This is a genomic window from Caldisericum exile AZM16c01, from assembly GCF_000284335.1.
GTDB classification, from domain to species: Bacteria; Caldisericota; Caldisericia; order Caldisericales; family Caldisericaceae; genus Caldisericum; species Caldisericum exile.
The window spans coordinates 610,007-637,006 of sequence record NC_017096.1; the positions used below are offsets into that span (position 1 = coordinate 610,007).

Below are 27,000 nucleotides of genomic sequence, written 5' to 3' on the forward strand. Positions count from 1 at the left end.
TTATTCTAATGCAATTGCTGAAACTGTGTCCTCCCCTTCTTTAAATCTTACAAGAATTACGCCTCTTGTATTTCTTCCCAACTCTTTTACATCTTTCAATTCTATTTTAATAACATTTCCAGATTTTAAAAGCAAGTATAAATTTTCTTCATCATGAATTACCTTTACTGCAACAAGATTTCCTGTTTTTTCGCTTAATTTGATGCACTTTACTCCTTTTGCTCCCCTTTTAGTTTTCCGTATTTCTTTTACACTTAAAATTTTTCCGTATCCCTTTTCTGTTACAAGAATAACTTTATCTTCTTCTTTAAGTATCTCTGCGTCGACAACAAATTCTCCATTCTTAACTTTCATTCCTATTACTCCTGAGGATGCTCGCCCCATTTCCCGAACTGAATTTGTATCAAATCTAACTGCAAGCCCCGCGTTCGAAATCATCATAACATCGCTTTCCTCTAAAATGGGTATAACTGTTTCAAGTTCATCATCATCTTTAAGTTTAAGTGCAATTTTTCCTGCCGACGTAATATAAACAAATTCTTCCATCTTTGTCTTCTTTACGAGGCCTTTTCGAGTCACAAAGAGCAAACTCTTAATCTTATTGTCCTTTTCAATGGATATAACTTTGCTTATGTTTTCGTTAGGCAATAATTTTAGAAGTCTATGAATTGGTGTGCCTTTACCTGTTCGCTCAAGTTCGGGTATTTCAAACGCCCTAAGCGAATACACCTTACCAATGTTGGTAAAGAAAAGCATTGTGCTTTTAAGGGTTGTTGGTATTATCTCAATTGGGTAGTCCTCTTGAGAAACTGACTGTCCAATTACGCCTTTTCCTCCACGTCTTTGCACTTTGAAAACATCTTCTCTCATTCTCTTGAGATATCCTCCACGAGTAACAATTACGATAATGTTTTCATCTGGGATTAGTTCCTCTTCATCGATTGATTTATAGTAGCGTTGAATTTCAGTTTTTCTTGCATCTCCGAATTTGTTTCCTATTCTCCTTAAGTCTTCTTTAATTTCATTATAGAATCTCTCTTTGTTTGTGAGTATTTCATTTAAATTCTTAATAAGTTCTTCTGTTTCTTTGATATCTCTATCAATTTTTTCAACCTCTAAACTTGTTAATCTTGCAAGTCTCATGTCGAGAATTGCTCTTGCTTGCTCTTCAGAAATTTCAAGGTACGCCATTAGTTTATTTCTTGCTTCTTCGTTATCTTTTGATTCCTTTATGAGAGGTATAATAACATCAATACTGAGAATTGCTTTTCTTATTCCACTTAAGATTTCAAGACTCTTCTTTGCTTTTTCGAGTTTAAACTGAGTTTGCCTTCTTAAAACCTCTCCTCTAAATCTTAAAAACTCATTTAGCAGTTCTTTGAGTGTAAAAATTTTTGGCTGGTTATCGATAATACCCAGAAGGATAACGCCATACTTTATTTCATACCTTGTAAATTTGACGAGTTCTGCTTCAAATATCTCAGGCTTTACATCCTCTGAAAGTTTTATAACGATTCTAATACCTTCTCTGTCTGATTCGTCTCTTATATCTTCAACGCCTTTTATCTTTTTCTCTTTTGCAAGATTTGCAATCTCTTCAACGAGTTCAGCCTTGTTCACTTCGTACGGGATTTCGGTAATTACAAAATATTTTCTTTTGTGTTTGCCTTCTTCGATTTTGTATTTTCCTCTTATTGTAATTGATCCTTTTCCAGTTTCGAAGTATTCTTTTATTCCATTTGAATCAAGAATTGTTGCACCTGTTGGAAAATCGGGGCCTTTTATGAAATGTCTTAATTCTTCTGTTGTTACCTCTGTTCCTTTTAGAATTTCTGTATCGATAAGATAAACAAGAGCATCTACAACCTCTTTAAGGTTGTGAGGTGGGATATTTGTTGCCATTCCAACTGCAATTCCAGAGGAACCGTTTACAAGAAGATTTGGTATCTTTGCAGGAAGCACTACAGGTTCCTTAAGAGTGTTATCAAAGTTTGGCACAAAATCAACCGTGTTTTCATCAAGGCCTTCAAGCATTTCCATCGCAATGGGAGCAAGGCGAGCCTCAGTGTATCGCATTGCAGCAGGTACATCTCCATCAATTGACCCAAAGTTTCCGTGTCCGTCAACGAGAGGGTACCTTAAGGAAAATGGCTGTGCCATTCTTACGAGTGCATCATATACAGATGATTCTCCGTGTGGATGGTATTTACCAAGCACTTCTCCGACGATTCTTGCACTCTTCTTATATGGCTTATTTGGGAGACAACCAAGGTCATTCATCGCAAAGAGAATTCTTCTATGAACTGGTTTAAGGCCATCTCTTACATCTGGAAGTGCTCTTCCAATGATAACGCTCATTGAGTAGTCAAGATACGATTTTTTAACTTCTTCTTCAATCGGAACGTTTATAACCTTTTCATGGAATAGATCTGACATACATCACCTCAAATATCAAGATTAACAACTTCTTTTGCATGATTCATAATGAATTCTTTTCTCGGTTGAACTTCACTTCCCATGAGAAGTTCGAAGAGTTTGTCTGCTTGTTCGGCTTCTTCTATTGTTACTCTTTTGATTATCCTTCTTGTTGGGTCCATTGTTGTTTCCCATAGTTGTTGAGGATCCATTTCTCCAAGACCTTTGTATCTCTGCACTTCAGCCTTGTTTGGGTCTTTTATATGTTCCATTACGTGCTTTAGTTCTTCGTCTGAATATGCATATCTTACATCTTTATCGTAAGAAACTCTATAAAGCGGTGGTTGTGCGATGTAAAGATACCCCTTTTCGATTAAAGGTCTCATGTATCTAAAGAAGAATGTAAGAAGCAATGTTCTTATGTGCGCACCATCAACATCGGCATCAGTCATTATTATGATTTTATGGTATCTGAGATGCTCTTCTCTAAAATCTTCACCCACACCGCATCCAAGTGAGGTTATGAGATTTTTAATCTCCTCAGAAGATAGGGCATGTGCCATATTAACTTTTTCAACGTTAAGAATCTTTCCTCTCAAGGGAAGGACTGCTTGGAATTTCCTATCCCTTGCCTGTTTCGCGCTTCCACCAGCGGATTCTCCTTCAACGATATAAAGTTCAGTTTGTGCTGGATCATTAAGAGAACAATCGGCAAGTTTACCGGGAAGCCTTCCTGAGAAATCCAAAGCCCCTTTTCTTCTAACAAGTTCTTTTGCTTTCTTTGCAGCAATTCTTGCTGATTGGGCAAGGAGAACCTTTTTAAGAATTTTTTGGAGTTCATCAACATGCTTATCGAAGTAAAGGGTTAGTTGTGTTTTTACTATGTTGTAAACTTTGTTTTTTACTTCGGCATTTCCCAATTTTGTTTTTGTCTGTCCTTCAAATTGAGGCTCAAGCATCTTTACATTAATTATGGCAGTAAGCCCTTCTTTAACATCATCAAATGTCAATGCTTCATCTTTTATCATTTTAAGTTGAAGGCCTTCGTCATTGAGGAGTTTTGTTAAGGCAAGTTTCAACCCTAGTTCGTGTGTTCCACCTTCTGTTGTCCTTATGTTATTTACAAAAGAGAGTATTTCTGAAGAAAATCCAGAATTGTACTGCATCGCAATTTCTAAAAAGAAGTGGTCTTCTTCATAGTTAAAATAAATAGGGTTTTCAGGAATAACTTGTTCTCCTTTATTTATATCTTTAACAAGTTCGACAATTCCTTCTTTTGATTCGTAGATGTTTTCCTCACCTGTCTTTTCATTTATGAACTTAATTTTCAATCCCTTATTTAGATATGCCAATTCCTTTAGTTTTTCTTTTATTATGTCTTCCTTGAATTCTACCGTCTCAAAAATGGTATCATCGGGAATGAAGGTTATCTCTGTGCCTGTATTTTCAAAAAGAGAATTTCCAACTTCTTTTAGAGAATAAAGTGGTTTTCCTTTTGCATATTCTTGTTCATAAATTTTTCCGTTTCTAAATACTCTTACTTTTAGATATTTTGATAAGGCATTAACAACGGAAACACCAACGCCATGGAGTCCTCCTGAAACATGGTAAACCTTTCCCTCAAATTTTCCACCTGCGTTGAGTTTAGTAAGAGCAACTTCAACTCCAGATATATGAAGTTCAGGGTGCTCATCGACTGGAATTCCACGTCCGTTATCAATGACAGTAATTGAACCGTCTTTTCCCATCTTAACGATTATCTCAGTGCAGAAACCTGCCATTGCTTCATCAATTGAATTATCTACAACTTCGAAGACCAGGTGATGAAGACCAGATTCAGATGTCGAACCAATATACATAGAAGGACGTTTTCTTACATGTTCAAGCCCTTCAAGGACCTTCAAGCTTCCTGCGTTATATTCAATTGTTTCAGGTTTTTCATTTTTATTCTTGTTATTCAACTTTTCTTTTTCGTCCATATTTACCTCCAAACAATTTATTGTATCAAAAATTGCAAAAAATCCAAATCTCAATTTATTTAAGTTAAATTTTTTTAATAAGAGCCAAACAAACATTTATTCGCTTGCATTTTCAATAAACACGAATATAATTTCAAAATCCTCTTTTAAAATTTTAAAAATTCGCTACAATATTAATAGGAGATGATTCTATGAATTGGAACAATTTAACAGAAAGAGCACAAAAAGCGATTTTAATTGCGCAAGAAGAGGCTCATAATCTCGGGAATGATTATCTCGGGACGGAACATCTATTGCTTGGACTTATTAAAGTAGAAGAAGGTATTGCATATAATGCGATTATCAGCATGGGTGTTGATCCAGATGAGGTTGTTGAGCGAATCGAAAATTTTATCAAGGAGAATAGAAATTTCACTGGGAAAACAAGCGATGAGGTCATTCTTACGCCACGTGCTAAAAGAGTTCTTGAACTTGCTGAGCGTGAAGCGATTAATCTTGGTGACAATTATATAAGCACTGAACATATTCTTCTTGCAATTCTTCACGAAGGTGGTGGAGTTGGAGTAAAAATCCTTCAAGACTTAGGCGTTGATATACAGAAGTTTGAAGAGACGATTTATTCAATGATTGGCGAAAAGGCAACGAAAGATACAATGAAAACGTCTGAGTTTAGAGAGACAAAAACTCCCACTCTTGACCAGTTTTCAAGAGACCTTACATACCTTGCAACACGTGGTGAACTTGACCCTGTTATTGGAAGAGAAGCAGAAATTGAGCGCGTAATCGAAATTTTAATGAGAAGAAAGAAAAACAACCCTGCAATCATTGGCGATCCTGGTGTTGGAAAAACTGCAATTGTTGAAGGACTTGCGCAGAAAATTGCCGATAACGATGTGCCAGACTTACTTAAAGGAAAAAGAATCGTATCTTTGGATCTTGCTTCTGTTATTGCTGGCACAAAATACAGAGGCGAGTTTGAGGAACGAATGAAAAAGATTCTCAAAGAGGTTGCAAAAACAAATAGAAATGTTATTCTTTTTATAGATGAATTCCATACACTTGTAGGTGCTGGTGCTGCAGAAGGCGCTATCGATGCCTCAAATATCCTTAAGCCGTCTTTAGCAAGTGGAGAGATTCAGGTAATTGGTGCAACGACTCTTAAGGAATATAGAAAGTATGTTGAAAAAGATCCTGCACTTGAGAGACGTTTCCAACCTGTCTACGTAAAAGAACCCTCCATTGAGGAGGCAATTGAGATACTTAAAGGTATTCGTGAGCGATATGAAAAGTTTCATGGAGTAAAAATCCCAGATGAAGCAATTGAACTTGCAGTTAAGCTGTCCGTGAAGTATATAAACGATAGGTTTCTCCCAGATAAGGCAATTGATGTCATTGATGAGGCCTCTGCAAGATTGAAACTTCAACTTTCTAAAAATTCGGAAATAAAAGAACTTGAAAAAAAGATAAAAGAAATTAAGGATAGAAGGTTTCAAGCGATAAGGGAAAAAAGACTTCTTGAAGCAGAACGCCTTAGGGAAGAAGAGAAGAATCTTCTCAATGCCTTAAGACTCATAGCAAACGAAAAAGAATCAGAAATTCCAATATTAAGCGAAGATGATGTAAGAAAAGTTATATCTTTGTGGACTGGTGTACCAACTGAAAAGATGATAAAAGATGAAAAAGAGCGTCTTGTTCATATGGAGGAAGAGCTCCACAAACGCATTGTTGGGCAAGAAGAGGCAGTAAGGGCTGTATCTCGTGCAATAAGGCGTGCACGGTCCGGTTTAAAAAATCCGAACAAACCCATTGGCACATTCTTGTTTCTTGGGCCAACTGGTGTTGGTAAAACGGAACTTGCAAAAACACTTGCAGAATTTCTTTTTGGAAATGAAAATGCCCTCATTAGGCTTGATATGTCTGAATACATGGAGAAGTTTTCTGTTTCAAGACTTATTGGTTCTCCTCCTGGTTATGTTGGTTATGAAGAAGGTGGCCAATTGACGGAAGCCGTAAGAAGAAGACCGTATTCAGTTGTGCTGTTTGATGAAATTGAAAAAGCACACCCGGATGTATTTGATATCCTTCTGCAGATAATGGATGAAGGAAGGCTTACTGACTCGCAGGGAAGAACTGTGGATTTTAAGAATACAGTTATAATCCTTACCTCAAACTTCGGAACAGAAAATCTCAAGGAAAAGAGTGTTGGTTTTGAATTAGGAAATGCAATAGAATCCTTTGAAGAAAAGAAGAAAAAATTACTCTCATCACTTAAAGGATTATTTAAACCAGAATTTCTCAATAGGCTTGACGATATTATCGTATTCTACCCACTTACACTGGAAGAAATTAAGCAAATTGTTGATATCATTATGAAGAGAATTGAAAAGAATGCTTCTGAAAATAACATTGAAATTGAACTTACCGAAAAGGCAAAAGAATACCTTGCAAGAACTGGCTACAGTCCTGAATATGGTGCAAGGCCATTGCAGAGACTTATTGAAAAGGAAGTAGAGGATCCAATTGCCGTTAAAATCCTCCAAGGCGAAATTAAGGAAGGAAGCCTTGTGGTTGTTGATTATAAAGAGGATTCAGGTATTGTTTTTGAAATAAAAGAGAAAATTCCATCGCATGGATAAAATTCGTAATTTTTCAATAATTGCACATATTGACCACGGGAAGTCAACACTTGCGGATAGATTTTTGGAGCGTGGTGGGTTAGTTGTTAAAGGAGAGCAGATCCTTGACAGCATGGAACTTGAAAGGGATCGAGGCATCACTATCCGAGCCCACCCAGTTAGCCTTGATATTGAAGTTGATGGCGTTAAGTACCTTTTTAATCTCATAGATACACCAGGACATGTAGATTTTTCCTATGAAGTATCAAGAAGCCTAAAGGCATGTGAAGGGGCAATACTTCTTGTAGATGCAACTCAAGGAGTTGAAGCGCAAACGATTGCAAATACATATCTTGCCTTGGAAAACGACCTTGTTATCATTCCTGTTATAAACAAAATTGACGTGAAAGATGCAGATATTGAAGGAACTTCAAAAGAAATAGTTGATATTCTGGGGTTTAAAGAAGACGAGATTCTTAAAATCAGTGCAAAGACAGGTGAAGGCGTCGATAATTTAATCAAGGCAATCTTAGAGAGAATTCCAGCACCTCATGGCGATCCCAATGCCCCACTTAAGGCTCTTGTCTTTGACTCACACTTTGACACGTATAAAGGCGTTGTTGTGTATGTGCGTATAAAAGATGGCACAATTAAAAAAGGCGATAAAATTAAGTTTATGTCCAATGGAAAAGAATTCGAAGTTGAAGAGGTTGGTATTTTTAGGCTTAAAATGGAGCCGGAAGATGTGCTTTCTGCAGGTTCCGTTGGGTATTTTACTGCACTTATACGGGATCCTCTCGATGTTCAAATTGGAGATACTGTAACGCATGCAAACAATCCAACAAAAGAGCCTATACCCGGATTTAGAAAAAATGTTCCAATGGTTTTTGCAGGAATTTTTCCCCTTAACACTAATGAATTTGAGGAATTAAAAAAATCTCTCGAGAAACTTCATTTGAATGACCCAGCCTTCACCTTTGAGCCAGAATCGTCTGAGGCGCTTGGATTTGGTTTTAGATGCGGATTCTCGGGGCTTCTTCATATGGAGATAACGATTGAACGATTAAGAATTGAATTTGGACAGGATATCATAGCAACAGTCCCAAATGTTGAGTATGAAATTGTTTTAAGAGACGGACGCACTATAACAATTGATAACCCTGCGAAATTTCCAGACCCATCAAACATTCTTGAGATAAGAGAGCCCATTGTTGATGCCTCAATAATGATTCCGCCAGATTATATAGGAAATGTAATGGAACTAATTACATCAAGAAGAGCAGTGTATAAAGAGATGCTTTATCCTGAAGAAAAGAGAGTAATTATACGTTTTGAAGTGCCACTCCAAGAGATTATTACAGATTTTTTTGATACATTGAAGTCAGTTACACGTGGCTATGGAACTCTTGACTATGAATTTATAGGTTTCAAAAAGGCAGACATTGTAAAAGTTGATATTTTAATAAATAAAAAGCCCATAGATGCACTTTCCTTTATGGCCCACGAAGAAAAGGCATATTATGTTGCTCGCTCAATGCTTGAAAAAATGAGAAAAGTTATCCCACGACAAATGTTTGAAATAAGTTTGCAGGCTGCCATCGGAAGTAAAATCATAGCGAAAGAACGTATTGTACCGTATCGAAAAGATGTCCTTGCAAAGTGCTATGGGGGAGATGTTACTCGAAAAAGAAAACTTCTTGAAAAGCAAAAAGAAGGAAAGAAAAAGATGAAAATGGTTGGTAATGTTGAAATCCCGCAGGAAGCATTTTTCTCAATACTTTCGGTAAAGAGTGGGGAGAAAGAAGAATAGATATTTTGAGGGTTTTGGTCTTTATATCCATTTCCCTTTCTGTGTAAGAAAGTGTGCCTATTGCGACTTTGCATCTTATAAGTTTCAAAAGACTTACTCTAAAAAGTATTTTTCTTATCTTAGGAAGGAAGTTGAAATTTTTGTTTCAAAATTTCCCGAGAGTTCTTTAAAAAGAGTCCAAACAATTTATGTTGGCGGCGGTACACCAAGTCTCATGGATGTTGAGGAATTTTCAGCTTTTTTGAGTTTTTTGAAGCGTTATTTTGATTTTTCAAACCTTAAAGAATTTACAATCGAAGCAAATCCTGAAAGCATAGAAAAGGAAAAATTCGAGGACTTTTTAATGCTTTCTGCAAATAGAGTTAGTATTGGTATGCAATCCTTTAATGACGAAACTCTTAGAATTCTTGGGCGAGTTCATGATAGCAAAACCGCAGTGAAAAAATTTGAACTTCTTCGTTCAATTGGTTTCAATAACATAAATATTGATCTTATTTTTGCTCTTCCAAATGAGTCATTTGAAGCACAAATGAATTCTTTAAAGAAGGCGATTTCCTTAAATCCTGAGCATATCTCATACTATGCACTTATGCTTGAAAGGGGGACTCCTTTAAACAAAATGAAAAATCGGTTTACATTTCCCAATGAAGATACTTGGCTAAAAGAATTTTCCATTGGTAAAAGGTTGCTCGAAGATAACGGCTATATTCACTATGAAATATCAAACTACGCAAAGAGAACATTTGAATGCATTCATAACATTTCTTATTGGCGGAGTTTTCCCTACTTGGGATTTGGAATATCCGCAGGCGGTTTTTATAATGGCATTCGTTATGTGAATGTCCGAGATTTTGAAAGCTATTTTAGAAGGCTTGACAAATGTGAGTTACCTTTTTCTACGAAAAAGAAACTTTCCGTGCAAGAGTTAAAAAGTGAATTCATTTTCATGGGGCTTAGACTCCTTGATGGAGTTTATTTTAGTGATTACTATCATAGATTTGGAAGTTTTCTCATTGAAGACTTTAAGGAAAAGATTGAGAAATTAAGCCACCTTAAATTATTAAAAGTCGAAAAAGATAAAATTGCACTCTCCGAAAGGGGAGTGCGGTTTGCAAACGTTGTATTTAGAGAGTTTATTTAGTCTTTTTTCGTAATGAGATTTTTCCGTTACTTAAAAGATATCTTAAAATTTGTCTTCCTTCACGAAGTGTAATTCCCATTTCTTTACATATTGTCGGAAAATCTTTTCTTCCGTCAATTTTATTGTAGAATGCAATGTTTCTATCACCGTAGACAGGCGTGTTCACCGCATACCATCCGGTTTCTTTTACAGGAATGACTTGATCCTCCTCTTTTAGAACATCCTCGGTTTCAAAACTCATCGTAATGAGGCCTTTATCAAAAAGGGAAGCAAGAATTTCAAGAGTTTTCATTTCTCCCATTGGAGAATTCATAAGCAACCGCAAAAGTGTTGTTGGTTCTCTAACAAGAGCAAGTATTTTCCATTCCTCTGGTGTGAGTTTTACTTCTTCTGATTTTGCCTCACCTATATCAAAAACGATATCGTAGTTTGGAAATTTCTTTTTTAGTTCTTCCCATCTCTTCAAAATGTTATCGATATCTTTTGTAAGTGATTCGAGTTCTTTTGCTTTGTCGCTTTCTTTTACATCATCCATTTTAATAAACTCGAATTTTCCAGACCTGAGGCCTGCCGCTTTTTCAAATGATGAGATTGGATCTTTGTCTCCTTCTGCATTAACTAAGATGCCGTTTTTGAAATAGAGAAATACATGCGTTGAGTCACCAATGATTTCAAGTTTTCCTGTGCCTTTCATGGATTGAACTAAATTCAATAAGCCTTTAAGGTCAAGTTCACTTAAATCTCCCGTTAAAGCCATCCTCAGCCTCCCTTTTTTAAGATTTATTTTACTATTCTTATTATAGATATTTTTAAAAAAAGTCAAATAGCATGTATAATATTTCGATGAAAGAGCGAATCAATTTTGTAATTATAACTGGGTTAAGTGGCGCAGGAAAGACAAAAACCGTTGGAGTAATGGAAGATTTGGGTTATTACTGTATTGATAATCTTCCACCAACTCTAATAAATGACTTTATAAAAATTGCACAGAGTACTGATGGTAAAATTAACAAAATTTGTGCAGTAATAGATATAAGGAGCAAGGATTTCTTACAACAATTTCCAGAAATTGTTAAAGAATTGAAAAAAAGAGAGGATATAAATCTAAAGATCATTTTCCTTGAGGCATCAGTTGAAGCGCTTGTTAAAAGATTTTCCGAAACAAGAAGAAAGCATCCTTTTGATGAAAGCACTTCTGTAACTCTTGAAGAAAAAATTAAAGAGGAAATAAACTGTCTTACTCCAATTAAGGAAATCGCAGATATTGTGGTTGACACAACACATTTTAAAGTTCAGGACCTTAAGAGAAAAATTATCGAAATTCTCACATTACCTGAAGAGAAAGCACTACATATTACGATAATTACTTTTGGCTACAAATATGGTGTGCCGATTCAGTCTGATATTGTAATTGATGTTCGTTTTATTCCAAATCCTTTTTATGAGGAGGAACTGACTTTTAAGTCAGGGCTTGATAAAGAAGTACAGGATTTTGTTTTGAGTTTTGAGGAGACGAGGGAATTTCTCAAAAAACTTATAGATTTCTTGCTATTCTTAATCCCTTATTATATAAAAGAGGGTAAATCATATCTTACAATTTCACTTGGTTGCACAGGCGGACATCACAGGTCTGTCGCTATAGGTGAAATTCTATCCGAGAAGCTTAAAGAAAAAGGCTTTAACGTTTCTGTTGTTCACAAGGATTTGCAAAATGAGGATAGAACAAAGTAAATTAAGGTTTTTATTACCTGGCTTAAAATTAAAGAGATACATTGCTCTAATTATATTTTCAATTTTTCTTCTTATGTACGGAATTTTTGTATTTTCTACCGCTATCTCAGGAAACGACAATCTTATGCAGAGCAATCTTTATCCTGGGAAATATTTTGATGTCCGTTTCGAAAATTTATATATTCAGGTTGGTTCACTTCTTGTAATAATACTTTCACTTACACTTCTTTACTTAGGAATTACTCTTCTTGTCCAATCTGTTGCAAAGGCACTTGTACCTGATAAACCGTATGAGGAGATATTTGACCTTCTTTTTGAAAGTAGGAAGGAAAGTCTTAAAAAGCGTGTTGTTAATATTGGTGGTGGCACCGGAACTACATCAGTCCTTGAAGGGTTGAGGGGTAAGTTTTTAAAAATCGCTGCTGTGATAACTGTTGCGGATTCTGGTGGTTCGTCGGGAAGACTTAGAAGAGAATTAAATGTTCCGCCACCAGGTGATATAAGGAATTGTCTTCTTGCTTTAACTGAGGAAAATTCTCTTGCAAGAAAAATTCTTTCATACAGATTTAATGCACCCAACTCGTGTCTTGATGGACATAACCTTGGAAATATTCTTATTGCAGGCTTAACAAAGGTAACAAACGATTTTGGTGATGCCGTTCTCAAGCTTTCAAAACTTCTTAATATAAACGGTGAAGTCTTGCCTTTTACTGAAGATGAAGCAATTTTGTGTGCTGAGTTTGAAGACGGGGAAATCGTTGAGGGGGAAGCAGAAATAACGGAAAGAGGAAAGAAAATAAAAAAAGTATTTTTAAAAAATGGAGAAATTAAACCTTATTTACCTGCTTTAGAAAGAATCCTTAATGCGAATGTTATTGTGATAGGCCCGGGAAGTTTGTTTACAAGCATAATGCCACCTCTTTTACTTCCAGCAATTGTGGATACAATAAGAAGGTCGACTGCTATCAAAATTTATATTGTCAATGCAATGACTGAACATGGAGAGACTGATGGTTTTAAGGCATCTGACCATGTGAAGGCAATAGTCCACATTCTTGGAGATGGCGTTCTAAACTATGCTATTATAAATACAAAAGAATTTTCAGAAGAAACATTAGCAAGGTATAGACTTTCAAATTCTGAGCCTGTTTTTCCCGATGTCGAGAATGTTAAGAAACTTGGCGTTAAACCTATTGTAGGGGATTTTGCAAAGGAAAGAGGTGGTCTCATACGACACGATCCAGAGGCACTGGGCGGAATAATAATGAAGTTAGCACAAAAGAGAGTTTAAATATAAGGCTTAAAAGAGAACTTGTTTCGGTGGGAGAAGAGCCCCTTTTTGAACTTTATGGGATAGTGTTAGGAAATGGGCGAATCGTAATTTCAAATGAAAAGATGCTTAAATTTTCTTCTCGTGAGTTATTTGTTATCAGAAAAATAATTTCTCTTTTTAACGATTTAAATATAAAAAGGGAAAAGGATATTATTTCAAGCGAAAGGGGAATCCATGAAATAATATTCACAAGTGTTTCAGAGGATTTTGACATTGAAGAAATTTTTGAAAGGGTATCAAACGCAAAGATAAATCAAAAGAAGGCATTTTTGCGTGGCGTTTACCTTGGATGTGGCATTATCTCAACTCCGCCTTCTTATCACCTTGAATTCAGATTTGAAAAAGATGCAGAAAGGGATTTTGTCTCTCATATTCTTTCTCAGTTTAAGATTAAACATTCCACAAAACCCGGCAGAATTTTCATAAAAGGTCGCGAAAATATAAAGGATTTCCTTTACGCTGTAAAGGCGTTTCATATCTACACCGAACTTGAAGAGGACGCAGTTGAAAAATCAGTCTTAAATGAAGCAAATAGGCTTGCTAACTTTGAATACGCAAACCTAAAAAGACAAACAGACTCTGCTTCAAAAGAGATTAAGGCAATAAAATCTCTCATTGAGAAAGGCAAATTTGAGAGCCTCGATCCAGATCTTAAAGAGGTTGCCATTTTACGACTTGAATATCCTTTTCTATCCCTAAGAGAGCTTTCTGAAAAAACTAAGGGACGGTTCTCAAAGCAGGAAATTTATTACAGGTTGAGGAAAATCGAGTCCTATGGAGAATAAGAACAGAGTAAAACAGATTTTAAGACAGAAGTTTTTGCCCTACCTTGTCTTAAAATCACACATATTTGAACTTCCTAATCTTGAACTTAATAAGTACATAGATAATCTAATTGAGAGTAATCCTTTTATTGACGAAGGTGATACCATTGTTTACGAAGAATTTGAAACAGTGTTGGCGCCTCAGGATGACGACCTGTATAGTTTTCTAAGAACTCAGATTGAAGTTTGTCCCGTTGACGATACACTCAAAGAAATTGCTTACAAGATTGTCGATAATCTTGATGAATGTGGATTTTTAACGAAGAACGAAAATGATCTCGTAAAAGAAATCGGTGTAAAAAAAAGTGATTTTAGGAAGGCACTTGAATTTGTCCAAACTCTCGAGCCTATAGGAGTTGCCGCAAGAAATATACAGGAGTATTTTGTAATCCAACTTTCAAACGAAGATGAAGTACCTGCCGAAATAAAAAAGTTAATATTTAATGATCTTGAAAACCTTATGAAAGAAAACTATAAAGAACTTATAAAGAAATACAAGATGTCAAAAGAAGAACTATTTTCTCTTAGGGAAAAGTTGCTTTCTATGGATGCATGTCCTGCAAAGGAATTTAGGACTGTTAATTTTATAAGCCATGTCCCAGATATTATTGTTGAAAAAGACGGTGATGACTTTAAGGTTTCCGTGAATAGGTCTTCAAGAAGAGTCATCCGCCTCGTTGAGAACTATGCAAAATTAATTGATAGATTGCAAGATAAAATTGAAAAAGTTGAACTTGAAGATTTATTAAACAGGGCCCAATGGTCGATTCACGCAATTGAAGAGCGAGATAATTTACTTGAAAAAATCGCACAGAGAATTGTGAGTGAAAACGTGGATTTTTTAAAAGGGACCGGAGAAGTTAATAAACTCTCAATTGAAGACTTTGTTTCAGAGGATGTGGACTATTCAACGATTTCAAGGCTTATTCAAGGAAAGTATATATTAACTCCCATTTCTATGTTTCCTTTGAGGTATTTTATTAAACACAAAAATGAGAAATTTAACGAGGAAAAAGTCCTTAAAGAAATAAGAGAAATTATTGAAAACGAGGATAAAACCAACCCTTACACGGACGAAGAAATTGAGAAAATTTTGAAAGATAAGGGTTATGATATAAAGAGGAGGACGGTTTCAAAGTACAGAGAAAAGTTGAAAATACCAAACTCATCAAAGAGAAAAGTCAGTTAATTTGGTTAAGTATTTATTAGTTATTTTTTACACAAAGTTGTAATTTTTGGTATTGACATAAATTAGTATTTTGCTAAAATATTCATAGTTTAAATTTAGTTAAAAAATTAGGAGGTAAATATGGCAAAAGTTGCAATTAACGGATTTGGTAGAGTTGGAAGGCAGGTATTCAAAAGACTTACAGAAGTTTACCCAGAAATTGAGGTCGTTGCAATTAATGATCTATTTCCACCGGATCAACTTGCATTTCTTGCAAAGTATGACTCTAACTATGGAATTTGGCAAAGGGATATTAAACTTGAAGGAAATGAACTTGTAGTTGACGGAAGAAGAACAAAAATGTTTGCAGAAAAAGATCCAACGAATCTTCCGTGGAAGGACCTGGGCGTTGATATCGTAATTGAATCCTCAGGCGCATTCACAAAGAGAGATAAGGCAATGCTTCACATCCAAGCTGGTGCAAAGAAAGTTATTATTACAGCACCTGCAGAAGGAGAAGACATTACTGTTGTTCTTGGAGTAAACGAAAACTTACTTGATATGGAAAAGCATGTAATTATTTCTAATGCGTCTTGTACAACGAATAGTATTGCACCAGTTATAAAGGTAATTCACGATAAAATTGGCATTGAGAAAGGTTTCCTAACAACAACTCACTCTTATACTCAAGATCAAAGACTTCTTGACTCACCTCACAAGGACCCAAGAAGGGCAAGATCTGCTGCAACTAACATTATCCCGACAACCACTGGTGCAGCAAAGGCAGTAGCGTTAACGATTCCTGAACTTAAAGGGAAACTCCACGGATTTGCATTGAGAGTGCCAACACCAACAGTTTCTATTTCTGTCTTCAATGCGGTTTTAAAAAGAAACGCAACTGCAGAAGAAGTTAACGGATACCTCAAAGAAGCCTCAGAAACCTATATGAAGGGAATTCTTGGATATACCGAAGAGCCGCTTGTTTCATCCGACTTTAAAGGTATTACTTATTCAGGTGTAGTAGATGCGCTTTCAACAATGGTTGTGGATGGGAACCTTTTGAATGTCGTAAGTTGGTATGATAATGAATGGGGATACTCTTGTAGAGTTGCAGATCTTACGAAACTTGTTGTTGAAAAAGCAGGATATTAATATTAGGAGGACTAAATGAATAAAAAAACCTTAAGGGATGTTGATATTACAAATAAAAGGGTCCTTGTTAGGGTTGATTTTAATGTGCCCATAACAAAAGACGGTAAAGTTCTTGATGATTTTAGGATTTTAAGCGTCCTTCCAACGATAAATTATCTTAGGGAAAGAAATGCAAAAGTTGTTTTAATGAGCCATCTTGGAAGACCGAAAGGAAGAGACGAATCCCTCAAAATGGACCCTGTTGCAAAAGCCCTTGAGGAACTTGGAGGCTTTAAAGTTTATAAACTTGACGATTGCATCGGAGAAAACGTTAAAAAATTCATTGATGAAACTCTCAAAACAGGCGAAGTAGTCCTTCTTGAAAATTTGCGATTCAATAAAGGAGAAGAAGATAATGACCCTGAATTTGCAAAGGCACTTGCAAGTTTAGGTGATATTTTCGTAAATGATGCCTTCGCAACAGCACACAGGGTTGCTGCATCTACTGTGGGTATTACGCAATACCTTCCGGCAGTCGCAGGAATCCTAATGGAGAAAGAAATTGCAACACTTTCTAAACTTCTTGAATCTCCCGAGCACCCATATATTGCAGTATTAGGTGGAGCGAAAGTTTCTGATAAGATCGGTCTTATTAAGAATCTTCTTACAAAGGTTGATGAAATTCTCATCGGTGGCGGCATGTGTTTTACTTTCCTAAAGGTTAAAGGCTACAACATTGGTAGATCTCTCTGTGAGGATGACAAACTCGATGTCGCAAAGAGCCTTTTGGAGGAAGCAAAAGCGCGAGGTGTTAAGATTGTTCTTCCTGTGGATGTTATCAGTGCAACTGAAGTTAAGGAAGAAGGTTATGCAGGCATATTTGACATTGAGGATATGAAGAGTGACCTTGTTGGTGTTGATATTGGTCCCAAGACAGTAAAACTTTTTGAAAACGAACTTTCGAAAGCAAAGACAATTGTTTGGAATGGTCCTCTTGGAGTCTTTGAGATTGAGAAATTCGCACAAGGTACATTTGAAACAGCAAAACTCATTGGAGGACTTGAGGGAGTTACTACTGTTGCAGGTGGCGGAGAAACGGTTGCAGCTTTCAGAAAGTTTAACCTTCAGGATAAGATTACCCATCTTTCAACAGGTGGTGGAGCGTTTCTCGAATTCCTCGAAGGAAAAGTGCTTCCTGCAGTTGATGCGCTAAACGATAAAGAGTAATGAAGTATAAAAAGAAATGAATCTTATAAAAAGTAGGAGAAACTTATGAAAAAAATTGTATTAATTGTCGTAGCATCTTTGCTAATGTTTGCTCTTGTTTCAGCAGTCTATGCTTCCTCGGGAAGCAAAAATATACTTGTCACTTTCAGGAACATAAAAATAGTTATAAACGGTGAGCCCAAACTCTCTTCACAGGAACCATTTATATACAACGGTTCAATTTATGTGCCGTTGCGCTTTATTTCCGAAAGCTTAGGTATGTCTGTGAAATGGGACGGGCCTACTAACACGGTAGATATAGAGCCGTTACCAAATACGGTGACAATTAAAAGCGAGCCAGTTCCTGGAGCAGAAATTACCGTTGAGCAATGCCCAGGGCCCGTTGTTATCTTTAAGAAAAAAACATGTAAGACAGATGAAAGTGGCAATTTTTCAATTACTTTCTCAAAAAGCGAACTTGCAGCAATGGGAGATCAAACAGATATTCTGCTCACAATTAATGTTAAGGATTCGGCGAGGTATTCTCTCGAAGACGTAGCTTCAAATAGAATAGTCGTAAGACTATTGCGTTCAAAAGGACCAACTTATAATTTTACCCTACTTTGGAACCAGAACACCGCTCAGAATAAGGCTAATAAGGGCTCGTTTGCCGTAAATCCCAAAGCGCAAACTTAATTTGAAAAAAGTTTCCAAAACCTCTTGAAATTTCTTTTGAAATCTGTATAATACACTTGGAAGAAAGGAATGAATATGAGTACATTTGCGATTGTATTAATAGTTTTGGATTTGATTTTTGCAGTTAGCACGGTTTTGTCGATCCTCTTAATGGATCCAAAAGGTGCTGGACTTGGTGCTATTTCTGGTGGCGCAACAGTCTTCCATAATAAGACTGCAAAGGACATTTTGTTGGAGCGTTTGGCTACCGTATTTGGCATACTATTCGTCCTTACTACAATATTTTTAAACGTATTTAAAGTCTTTTAAGTTTACTTGTGCTGGGATGGCGGAATTGGCAGACGCGCACGTTTGAGGGGCGTGTGGGCTACCCCGTGTGGGTTCGACTCCCACTCCCAGCACCATTTGGGCGGATAGTTCAACGGTAGAACGCTTGCCTTACACGCAAGAAGTTAGAGGTTCGAATCCTCTTTCGCCCACCATGTGCCGAGGTAGCTCAGTCGGTAGAGCAGTGGACTGAAAATCCACGTGTCGGCGGTTCAATTCCGTCCCTCGGCACCATCAAAAACGACGACGAAGTTGGCTCTGGAAGCGCAAAGGTAAAGCGTACTGTCATCTCTTTAGGAGTCATTTTTACGCCCTTAATGAAAAACTTCAGATAGTTATTGAGTTCTTCGTCATTCAATCTGCTTATTTTTTCTTTCATTGAATTTGCAAATTGGGTTACATCCTTTTTCGAATAGTGGTGAACCTTTTCTTTTTTCGACGCATCGAGTTCTTTCAGCAGATCATCTTTTTTCTCTTTCAATTCTTCCAGGCGTTCTTCGAGGAGCTTCTGGCTGGAGCCTCTCTCTACTTCCTTGTAAATGTTGGCAATCTTTGCATCGATTCTTTTAATTGATTCCCTGAGATTTTTGCTTTTGTTTTTATTTCTTCCCTGACATCGGCATAATCTTTATGCATATCGCAAACAATCTTTTTTACATTCTCCGGGGAAAGGAGTTTCGATTTCACAAGCTCTAAAATGTAGTTTTCAATTTGAGGTGTTTTGATTGCGATATTGTGACAGGCGTTCTTGGAAAGCTTATCCTTCTTTCCGCAAACGTAGTAGCTAGTCTCGTATCTGTGGCTGCATGCACTTTGCTCTTTCTTGCGTAAATGTAATTAGAGCCACACAGCCCGCACTTGATTAGCCCTGACAACACATGAACCCTTCCAAGGCTTTTAGGGTTCATTTTCTTCCTTTCCTCAAAAGCTTTTGGACGGTTACAAAGTCCTTTTTGTCGATTATTTTAGGGATTCTGTTATCGATTTTGACCCAATCCTTTTTATCGTTGTATTTCTTTTCTCTTGTTTTCTTGTCGTACTTGTTCCAGATAAGTATCCCTGTGTAAACCTCATTTGTCAGAATTCCCCTAACTGTCGAGGGCGAGTAAACATTCCCTTTGTTGGTTTTTAATCCTTCGCTGTTTAGGATTTCTTTTTAAAAGAATTTTTTGTATAATTGGAATCTGAAAGGTATGCGATGGAAAAGGACGCTGCGGTAATTAAAAATAACTCAATTTCTAAGAAAATTCTAAAGTGTTTTCCATCATTGAAGTAAAGGAATTTCAACATGTTCTTCTACGGACAATCGATTTCTCTTATGGGTACCTCGATGCAGACGTCTGCTCAAAGCTGGCTTGTACTTGAATTGACAAACTCTTCCTTTCATTTAGGACTTCTTAGCGCGGTGCAATTTCTCCCTATGACGTTACTATCATTTATTGCGGGTGTTTTAGCTGATAGATTCTCAAAACAAAAACTGCTTTTGATAACACAATCTTTTTTAACGCTTCTCGCCGTTGCCCTTGCAGTGCTAACCCAAATGCATGCAATAAAATTCTGGCATGTGCTTATCATAGGATACATGACAGGAATAGCAAATGCAGTAGATATGTGAGCAAGACAGGCATTTTATTCAGAAACAGTAGAAAAAGATGCTTTAATGAACGCAATTTCACTCAATTCAGGTATATTTAACCTTGCCCGCATAGTAGGCCCTGCTGCAGCAGGAATTTCCATCGCAAAACTTGGCTATGCTTTTTGTTTCTATGCAAATGCTGCAAGCTTTATTCCTGTAATAGTAGGCCTTTCTTTGATACGTTTGCCATCCAGGGAGAGAAATACAAAAAGCATTATAAAGAATCTATTTTCAGAGATTCGGGAAGGCATAGTTTATGCTTTCAAGAGAAATATCATCCTAATTTCCTTATTTTTGCTCCTCATTGTTAACATACTTGCACTTAATTTCAATGTGCTTATACCTGTTTTTGTCAAAGATGTTCTTAAACGGAGTGCAGAGACATATAGAAACATGCTTTCTGTTATGGGAATAGGCGCAATCCTCGGCTCTACAATACTTGCAGCGACAAGTCACAAAGGCGTTAAGGACTACTACATATTTGGAGGAGCAACACTTCTTGGTGTTTCTCTTATACTGTTTTCTGTTCAAAAATCCTTAATAATATCTTTTATTTTTATAATGCTTTCTGGATTTATAATGATTATTTTCCTGAACTTCATAAACACAACAATTCAAATTAACTTAGAACCTTATATACGTGGAAGAGTTATGAGCCTTTACGCTTTTGTGTTTGGTGGTCTAACGCCAATTGGTTCTCTTTACGCAGGCACCGTTTCCGAAAAATTTGGTGCAAGTTTTGCATTTCCTCTATCAGGATTACTTGTGCTTGTTGTGGCACTTGTCATTTACTTCTCATGGTAAAAAAAGATTTTTGGAAGCATGTTCAAAAGGGAAGAACCTGGAATTTCAGAAATTTCCTCAGCTCCTATTAACGCTGTGAAAAAATGAAAATTAAAAAGTGTTTGAAACTATTTTTCATTTTCTTTCAGATAGGCTTATTTACAATAGGTGGCGGATATGCAATGATACCTCTTATGAGAGAACATCTTGTAAGAAGAGAAAAGTACATAAATGAAGAGGAATTCCTGGACATTTTTGCCATATCTCAAATTACACCTGGACCAATTGCAATTAACATGGCAACTTTTATTGGTTCAAAGCAAGCGGGAGCAAAAGGCTCAGCATTCGCAACATTTGGGGTAGTGTTGCCGTCGTTCATTATAATACTTCTTATCTCATTTTTCTTTGCAAACCTCACAAAAATCCCGCTAGTGCAAAGGCTTTTTATAGGCATATTAACAGGAGTTGTTGGAGAGATTGCATATATCACTGTCGATCTCTTTAAAAAACAGAAATACACTGCTCTTTTTTGGATCATATTGGCTTCATCTCTAATTAAGCTTTTTGTAATCAAAATAAGCCCTATCTATGTAATTCTTCTTGGTGGCTTTATTGGAATCATCTTTGGGAAAGACAACAGTGCCAATGCTTCTTAGAATTTTCGGTGAATTTTTAAAAATCGGAATTGTCACATTTGGTGGTGGACAGGCAATGCTTCCTATTCTTCAGCACGAACTTGTTTACAACTACGGATGGATAAATATCGATAAGTTTCTCTACTTTGTTTCAGTTTCGGAAGCCACCCCTGGGCCTGTTGCCTTAAATATGGCGACTTTCATCGGTTTTGAACTTAAGGGAGTAATCGGCTCTGTTTTTGCAACTCTTGGGTTGTCATGCCTTCCTTCATAGTAATCCTCCTTGTTGTAAAGGTCTCGGAGAAGTTCAAAAAGAATAGAATCTATAAGAGATTTATGAAAGGTGTCCGACCTGTAATCATAGCACTGCTGGTTAATGCAATATACCTTATTGCACAGAGGGGGTTTTCAGGATATGCTTCCTATATTATGTCAGTTTCAGTTTTTCTTGATTTTTAAATACTGGAGAAAGAATCCTGCTCTTTTGCTTCTCATCACAGGAATAATCGGAGTGTTTGTTATTAGATAATCTATTTTTCAAAATCACTCACAAAAACATACCAATCTTCAAAAGGATAATATCTTCTATAAATAGGGTAAATTGTAAAGGTGTAGATTTTGTTTGCTGTAATTTCATTGCCTCTGCCCCCTAGTATTTTAACTGCATGGTAAAATGGGCCTGATTTGCTCTGGTTCTCAAGATAAATTATCGAATCAGTAACATATTTCTCTCCCAAATAACCTTTAATTTTAATTGGTTCCGGGAGAACATAATCTTGAGTTTTCATCGACTGGATACGCTTGCAAGTCAATTTTCAATTTAGAAAGGGCTTCTTCTACCTTGTCTCTGTTGTCAAGTTCAGGAAGTTCAAGGTAGCCTTCAAGTCTTTCGATATCGAGCCTAATTCCAACAATTGCAGCACCTATACAACCCTGTTTAATCGCATTCATTGATGGTTTACACGCACCTAAAATTACAACAATCGTAACTAAAAGAATTGTTGGAATTATGTTACGCCTCATTCCACCACCTCTGTATTTTAGACAATAATCAAGAACGAAAGGTTCCAAGAAGAGTTAATAATATGTATAAAAGAGGCTCTATAAAATCCATTTTGTTATTCTATTTTGACGGAGTTTATTTTTTGTCGCTTAATGCAAAGCCACTAGAATATTTAACATATCACAAAAGAAAATAGAATCCGCACTTAAAATATGTGTTATTTCAGGCGGGGTACCATACCCCGCCTTCCATAAAATCTAATAGTGCCGACACTTGAAATCCTATTCATCCTTTCTGTCGCAAATAAATATATACTTTAGTAATCTTCCTAAATCCATAAGTCATCACTTTGTTAATTCTTCGTATATCCTTTCAAAGTGCTTATTGCCATCTTGGATGCTAACATCGCTTATCCAGTCAAGTATAGATCTAGCACAGTCGTCATTGCATTCACCAGATCCGCAAAAGTGTCCCTCCCCGTTTTTAACACAATTATGTCCATCCACAAACTCTCCTGGAAAGCCATACTTAGTTAGATCATTTATTAGTAGATGAGCAGGCTCTCCGACATTATAAGTCTTCAGTCTATAAACTTTGTCCTTACTTCCACAATCTTCGCCAATGTTAATTGAAAATAAATGTCTAAGAGTTCCAAGCACATTTGTGCTGCAGTTCTTACCACAAGTCTCGCATGAATTATCATTTGCCACTAAAAGTTCGTACAGTTTTTTCGCAATACTCTCTGCCATGCTTCTTCTATCGCCCTCTTGAGTAGCGCGCCCATCATCATCGAACAACGTTGCTGAAAACCCCACAAAATAGAAAGGAGTCACATTCCCCTCGTAAATAACAAACTGTGGCATGCTGCACCACTCTCCTGAGTCAATATTTTGGGTCCTTGGTACACCTGCAGCCCATGTTACAGCGCCTTCTGGGTAAAGCGAAAATCCGTCTATGAGCAAATATGGCTCGTCTTGATTACCGTTCATATCATACCCTTCTGGGTCATAACCGTTAGTTTCGTCATCACAGTATAAGGACTCAAACATGATTTTCACATGAGCCAAGTCTGGCCTAACGTTGGAAACTGTAATGGAATATCCTAGAGTATACTTGTAGTCGCCTTTCTTCTCAAAAGTTACATTCTTTACTCTTGATATTACTCTTTCTTCTGGAGGTATTGGGTCATAAGTTCCCCAGAATAAGTTCCAAATGTCTGTGAAACTAACAACGACAACTTGTGTACCTAAGTTGTCATCTTTTGTATATGTAAAAAAATCCCATATCTTATCAAAAAACCACATTATTGATTCCCAAATTGTTCTTACAATAGTCCCTATTATTTGCCCAAGATCGTTCAAGGCCTTATCTTTATCAAATGACATTTCGGAACTAGGCATAACTATAATAGTACTTTCACATGCTTCACAAGAGGGGTAAATGGTGTGCTTATCCTGGGAAGCATATAACTTAAGTCTGTTGTTTTTAAATTCAAGAGCCGAGCAAAGGGTTTCTTGTGCAATTTTATTTTCAAGAAAGTCACAAATACCGCTTTCATTACACGATGTGCCAACCGTGTACCAAACATCTTTTCTTTTGTTACATCCGCCATGTCCTTCTACATAAAGAAATTCAAAGTGAATTGTATATTCATCGACAAGCCTCCATACCATTACAAATGGTTCAGTATCACCTGAATGGGCCTCAAATCCAAATCTTCCATAGTCTTGTGGCCAGCATACAACAAAATAAAACAGAATGTATCCCTGATGAGAATTTCCTTTGTATACATTGTAAGGAGTTACTCGAACAAAATTGACAACATTTTTTTCAATGTCTTTTTGAGTCTCATCCTCATCAAACTCAATATATGGATTTACCTCTTCCATAGCCTGGTTTTCCCAACAATCTGAAAGCCCGTCACTGTCTTTGTCAGGCTTACCAAAAATTGTTATACTGCTTTTGAGAGTCCTGCCTCCTTCACCAAATGTGAACCCTATTTTGCCACATTCTATATTTATTGTCATTTCTTCGGATACGCCTTTTACTCCGTAAATGTTATAAGCTTCTGCTTTGAACTTAATTGTTCCAGGTTCATATGGACCGCCAGTATATGAACACTCCCAATATGGTAGTTTTATACCCTTTTTCTCTTCAGGCGACAAACATTCGTATACCTTGTTTCCGTTTATAAAGAAAACAATTCTGCTAACTTTATTAGATCCATGTGCATCTGCAATAAAGGTTATTTTGTGAGAGCTTGTGGGTGGTCCAGCAACTCCTTGTGGAAGCTGATATCTAACATATACAGTTGGCGCCGGAATAGTTTTCTTGCATGTGCAGTTTATTTCCTTTGTATTATTGTTTTCGTCTTGTTCCTTTAGTTTATTGTTTACATCAAGAACAATTTTTATTTTGTTTGAGGGCGAACTGTTTTCGAACTGACATTCAACAATATAAGCCCAACCTTTGCCTTTTGGTTTTTCTTGAACATCAAAGAAAGGCTGACCTAAATCAAAAGTCGCCTTTAATTCTCCATTAAAATAGACATTGTTAATTATTCCATCAATACTCTTTATTTTGCCTGGTCCGATATTATTCACGTAAACAACAATAGAACTATCTTTGCAATCGATTGTATCAACTACAAGATCGGGCAGGTTTTCAACGTAAAGTGATTTTTCAAGACAATTATTATCTTCGTTAATTTCCAAAAAAACATTTTTAGAATCTGCACAAACCTTAACAATATGTTGTCCATTAGTCATTTCATGACTATAGCATCGTTCAATTTTACTGGCAGCTCCGATAGTTGAAAAACAATCTTCTCCAATTATTTTGTCGTCAACGCTTATCGAACAACAGATATTCCCCGATTCAAGGGAATTACTGCTTAAGTTTATTAATGTATAGCAAATAGAAGAACCTTTTATGAAAATGCTATCAATTGCGAAATCTATTTTACCTTTATAAGGTTCAACCTTTGCTTCCATTGTATTATTTGTTTCATCGAATTCGTCGATGTTGTTTTCGGAGTCTACAATCACCTTCACTGAAATTGTTTTTGTTATGTGAGTAGCAAGTTCATAAGTGCTTGTACCACCTGCATTGTAAATACCTCCTCCAGTAGAAAAAGTAGGAACAACCGAAAGTTTGAACCAAGCTGCTTTTGTTCCATCTATATAAACGTTAACAAGACCATCTGAACCTGCTGGCATAGGAGCAGAGCCTATGTTTGAAAGTGTGATAGTCAATCTGCTATCTGCCGAACAGTAGATTTTTGAAACCGTTAGATCAGGCTTAGGGATACACGGTTCAACCTTTGCTTCCATTGTATTATTTGTTTCATTTGATTCAGCAATTGTATTTCCGGAATCAACAACTACTTTAACAACACAGGGCTTTGTAATCTTTGTAGAGATAAGGAAGGTGCTTGTTCCGCCTGCGTAATAAATGCTACCACCTGTGGATGAAGTAGGAACGGTTGATATCTTTAACCAGGTAGACTTTGTTCCATCAACATAGACATCTATTATCCCATCTGAGCCTGCAGGTATATGGGCAGTGCCTATGTTTGCAATAGTAAATGTAACTTGGTTATCGCCTGCACAATAAATCTTTGTGACTGTTAAGTCTGGAAGCTCCTGTTTCCAGGTTACTTCTTTGCAGTTATTTGACTCATCCTTCTCTGTCACATTTTGCTGATAATCAGCACAAACCCTAATGATGTCCTCTGTACCTGACATAGAGTATTGAAAATTGAAGCAACGATCAATACTCTGCCCTGGTTGCAAAATTGCATTCAGTTGATCTTGTGCTTTCAATGTTCCATCAATAAAAAGCGCAGTGTAATAAGTTACAAGTTGATTTGGACTTCCAACTGATGTATCACCTATATTCTTAATCGTATAGCAGATTGTAGAACCACTTCTTCTAATATCTGTTATTGTAAGATCTGATAAAGAAACAGTAGTTTGTTCTATGTTAGCAGTTGCCCATACAGCCCAGTCCTGACCAGAACCTTTTAGAGCATTGACATAGAGAATAAAGTTACCTGTTTTGTGAGATAGGGAAGACAAGTCGAAACTAACAGAATCAAGATGCCCATCGTAGAATGCTCGTTGCTCAATTAATGTTTGGCGAGTTTGCCCCTGCTGAAAGTAGACCCGGAAAATTACTCCGTCAGAATTAGTTGCGCCTTTGATAAATCCAACATTGATATTAAGTTTTGAGTTATTGGGAATTGTAATCTGGGGATAGATGCCTTGTATCCAACCAGTGTCCACCCATTGCGGGTGGGTTTCAAGAACTTTAGAGTATACCTTGTTATCTTCAAGAGTTATTTGTGTTCGGAAAAGAGCAAAACCACGAGAGTCTGAATCAGAACCTGGAAAAGGAAGAGTTCCTGCACCACTACTCCAACTTGCACTGGAAGCATTTGAAACGAAGTCATAAAAGATAGAAGTTGAAACCGATTTGATAGTTGTTGGTTTAGGAACAGGAAAATTAGGTAATAGGAAAAGGAACAAAAGTACTACTGATACTACCCGTTTCATGAAATTCACCT

General features: G+C 36.6%; 19 protein-coding genes, 3 tRNA genes and 2 pseudogenes. 17 read left to right on the forward strand and 7 right to left on the reverse strand.

The features are described 5' to 3' along the window. Together gyrA and gyrB are read right to left on the reverse strand one after the other, a co-directional pair. Positions 1–2,436 (reverse strand): DNA gyrase subunit A, encoded by a 2,436-nt coding sequence (gyrA, locus tag CSE_RS02995; RefSeq protein ID WP_014453168.1) that lies wholly within the window; start codon positions 2,434–2,436, stop codon positions 1–3. Between the two features lie 8 nt (positions 2,437–2,444). Beyond that, positions 2,445–4,394, reverse strand: a complete 1,950-nt coding sequence (gene gyrB, locus CSE_RS03000) for a DNA topoisomerase (ATP-hydrolyzing) subunit B (protein ID WP_014453169.1) — start codon at positions 4,392–4,394, stop codon at positions 2,445–2,447. Positions 4,395–4,585: 191 nt separating this feature from the next. On the opposite strand from gyrB, the gene CSE_RS03005 reads away from it, so the two are divergent. Genes CSE_RS03005 through hemW form a run of 3 tightly spaced genes read left to right on the forward strand, consistent with a single transcriptional unit; the run spans position 4,586 to position 9,960 of the window. After that, complete coding sequence (locus CSE_RS03005; RefSeq protein ID WP_014453170.1) at positions 4,586–7,030, forward strand: ATP-dependent Clp protease ATP-binding subunit; 2,445 nt, start codon at positions 4,586–4,588, stop codon at positions 7,028–7,030. Next, entirely contained in the window at positions 7,023–8,819 is a 1,797-nt protein-coding gene (gene lepA, locus CSE_RS03010; protein WP_014453171.1) for a translation elongation factor 4, read from the forward strand. The genes CSE_RS03005 and lepA overlap by 8 nt, the downstream gene beginning before the upstream one ends. After that, positions 8,800–9,960 carry a radical SAM family heme chaperone HemW gene (gene hemW / locus CSE_RS03015; RefSeq protein ID WP_014453172.1) on the forward strand — a complete coding sequence of 387 codons (1,161 nt, stop codon included), beginning with the start codon at positions 8,800–8,802 and terminating at the stop codon, positions 9,958–9,960. The genes lepA and hemW overlap by 20 nt, the downstream gene beginning before the upstream one ends. Here hemW and CSE_RS03020 read toward each other — a convergent pair. Next, the gene (locus CSE_RS03020) at positions 9,953–10,717 is read right to left on the reverse strand and encodes a DUF4388 domain-containing protein (RefSeq protein WP_014453173.1); all 765 of its coding nucleotides are present in this window, start codon (positions 10,715–10,717) and stop codon (positions 9,953–9,955) included. The genes hemW and CSE_RS03020 overlap by 8 nt on opposite strands. A 98-nt stretch (positions 10,718–10,815) precedes the next feature. On the opposite strand from CSE_RS03020, the gene rapZ reads away from it, so the two are divergent. From rapZ to CSE_RS03075, 11 genes are all read left to right on the forward strand, one after another. Next, a complete protein-coding gene (rapZ, locus tag CSE_RS03025; protein ID WP_041726370.1) occupies positions 10,816–11,691 on the forward strand; it encodes an RNase adapter RapZ in 876 nt (291 codons plus the stop codon). Then, complete coding sequence (locus CSE_RS03030; RefSeq protein ID WP_014453175.1) at positions 11,672–12,982, forward strand: gluconeogenesis factor YvcK family protein; 1,311 nt, start codon at positions 11,672–11,674, stop codon at positions 12,980–12,982. The genes rapZ and CSE_RS03030 overlap by 20 nt, the downstream gene beginning before the upstream one ends. A 29-nt stretch (positions 12,983–13,011) precedes the next feature. Continuing rightward, positions 13,012–13,809 (forward strand): DNA-binding protein WhiA, encoded by a 798-nt coding sequence (gene whiA / locus CSE_RS03035; protein WP_014453176.1) that lies wholly within the window; start codon positions 13,012–13,014, stop codon positions 13,807–13,809. Continuing rightward, positions 13,799–15,037 carry an RNA polymerase factor sigma-54 gene (rpoN, locus tag CSE_RS03040; protein ID WP_014453177.1) on the forward strand — a complete coding sequence of 413 codons (1,239 nt, stop codon included), beginning with the start codon at positions 13,799–13,801 and terminating at the stop codon, positions 15,035–15,037. Before whiA ends, rpoN begins: the two co-directional genes overlap by 11 nt. A 120-nt stretch (positions 15,038–15,157) precedes the next feature. Further along, positions 15,158–16,168: a type I glyceraldehyde-3-phosphate dehydrogenase gene (gene gap / locus CSE_RS03045; protein WP_014453178.1), complete on the forward strand. Its 1,011-nt coding sequence runs from the start codon at positions 15,158–15,160 to the stop codon at positions 16,166–16,168. Positions 16,169–16,183: 15 nt separating this feature from the next. Next, entirely contained in the window at positions 16,184–17,374 is a 1,191-nt protein-coding gene (locus tag CSE_RS03050) for a phosphoglycerate kinase (protein ID WP_014453179.1), read from the forward strand. A gap of 45 nt (positions 17,375–17,419) precedes the next feature. Next, complete coding sequence (locus CSE_RS03055; protein ID WP_014453180.1) at positions 17,420–18,049, forward strand: copper amine oxidase N-terminal domain-containing protein; 630 nt, start codon at positions 17,420–17,422, stop codon at positions 18,047–18,049. A gap of 75 nt (positions 18,050–18,124) precedes the next feature. Continuing rightward, the gene (gene secG, locus CSE_RS03060) at positions 18,125–18,358 is read left to right on the forward strand and encodes a preprotein translocase subunit SecG (RefSeq protein WP_172633859.1); all 234 of its coding nucleotides are present in this window, start codon (positions 18,125–18,127) and stop codon (positions 18,356–18,358) included. 10 nt (positions 18,359–18,368) lie between these two features. Continuing rightward, a tRNA-Leu gene (locus CSE_RS03065) sits at positions 18,369–18,453 on the forward strand. 3 nt (positions 18,454–18,456) lie between these two features. Then, positions 18,457–18,531, forward strand: a tRNA-Val gene (locus CSE_RS03070). A gap of 3 nt (positions 18,532–18,534) precedes the next feature. After that, positions 18,535–18,610: transfer RNA gene (locus CSE_RS03075), tRNA-Phe, on the forward strand. A gap of 670 nt (positions 18,611–19,280) precedes the next feature. Here the strand turns inward: CSE_RS03075 and CSE_RS08645 are convergent. Continuing rightward, a complete protein-coding gene (locus CSE_RS08645) occupies positions 19,281–19,526 on the reverse strand; it encodes a recombinase family protein (protein WP_083836400.1) in 246 nt (81 codons plus the stop codon). Positions 19,527–19,664: 138 nt separating this feature from the next. On the opposite strand from CSE_RS08645, the pseudogene CSE_RS08505 reads away from it, so the two are divergent. The 3 genes and pseudogenes from CSE_RS08505 to CSE_RS08555 all read left to right on the forward strand — a co-directional run bounded on the left by CSE_RS08505 (position 19,665) and on the right by CSE_RS08555 (position 21,889). After that, positions 19,665–20,816, forward strand: a pseudogene (locus CSE_RS08505) (MFS transporter). An 83-nt stretch (positions 20,817–20,899) separates the two neighbouring features. Further along, positions 20,900–21,451, forward strand: a complete 552-nt coding sequence (locus CSE_RS03085; protein ID WP_014453186.1) for a chromate transporter — start codon at positions 20,900–20,902, stop codon at positions 21,449–21,451. 55 nt (positions 21,452–21,506) lie between these two features. Beyond that, positions 21,507–21,889: pseudogene (locus CSE_RS08555) on the forward strand (chromate transporter). 71 nt (positions 21,890–21,960) lie between these two features. Here CSE_RS08555 and CSE_RS03095 read toward each other — a convergent pair. From CSE_RS03095 to CSE_RS03105, 3 genes are all read right to left on the reverse strand, one after another. Further along, positions 21,961–22,218, reverse strand: coding sequence for a hypothetical protein (locus CSE_RS03095; protein ID WP_014453190.1), 258 nt, complete (start codon positions 22,216–22,218; stop codon positions 21,961–21,963). Further along, a complete protein-coding gene (locus tag CSE_RS03100; protein ID WP_014453191.1) occupies positions 22,181–22,453 on the reverse strand; it encodes a hypothetical protein in 273 nt (90 codons plus the stop codon). Before CSE_RS03100 ends, CSE_RS03095 begins: the two co-directional genes overlap by 38 nt. A 324-nt stretch (positions 22,454–22,777) precedes the next feature. Next, positions 22,778–26,989, reverse strand: coding sequence for a CARDB domain-containing protein (locus CSE_RS03105; RefSeq protein WP_014453192.1), 4,212 nt, complete (start codon positions 26,987–26,989; stop codon positions 22,778–22,780). Between the last annotated feature and the right edge of the window lie 11 nt (positions 26,990–27,000).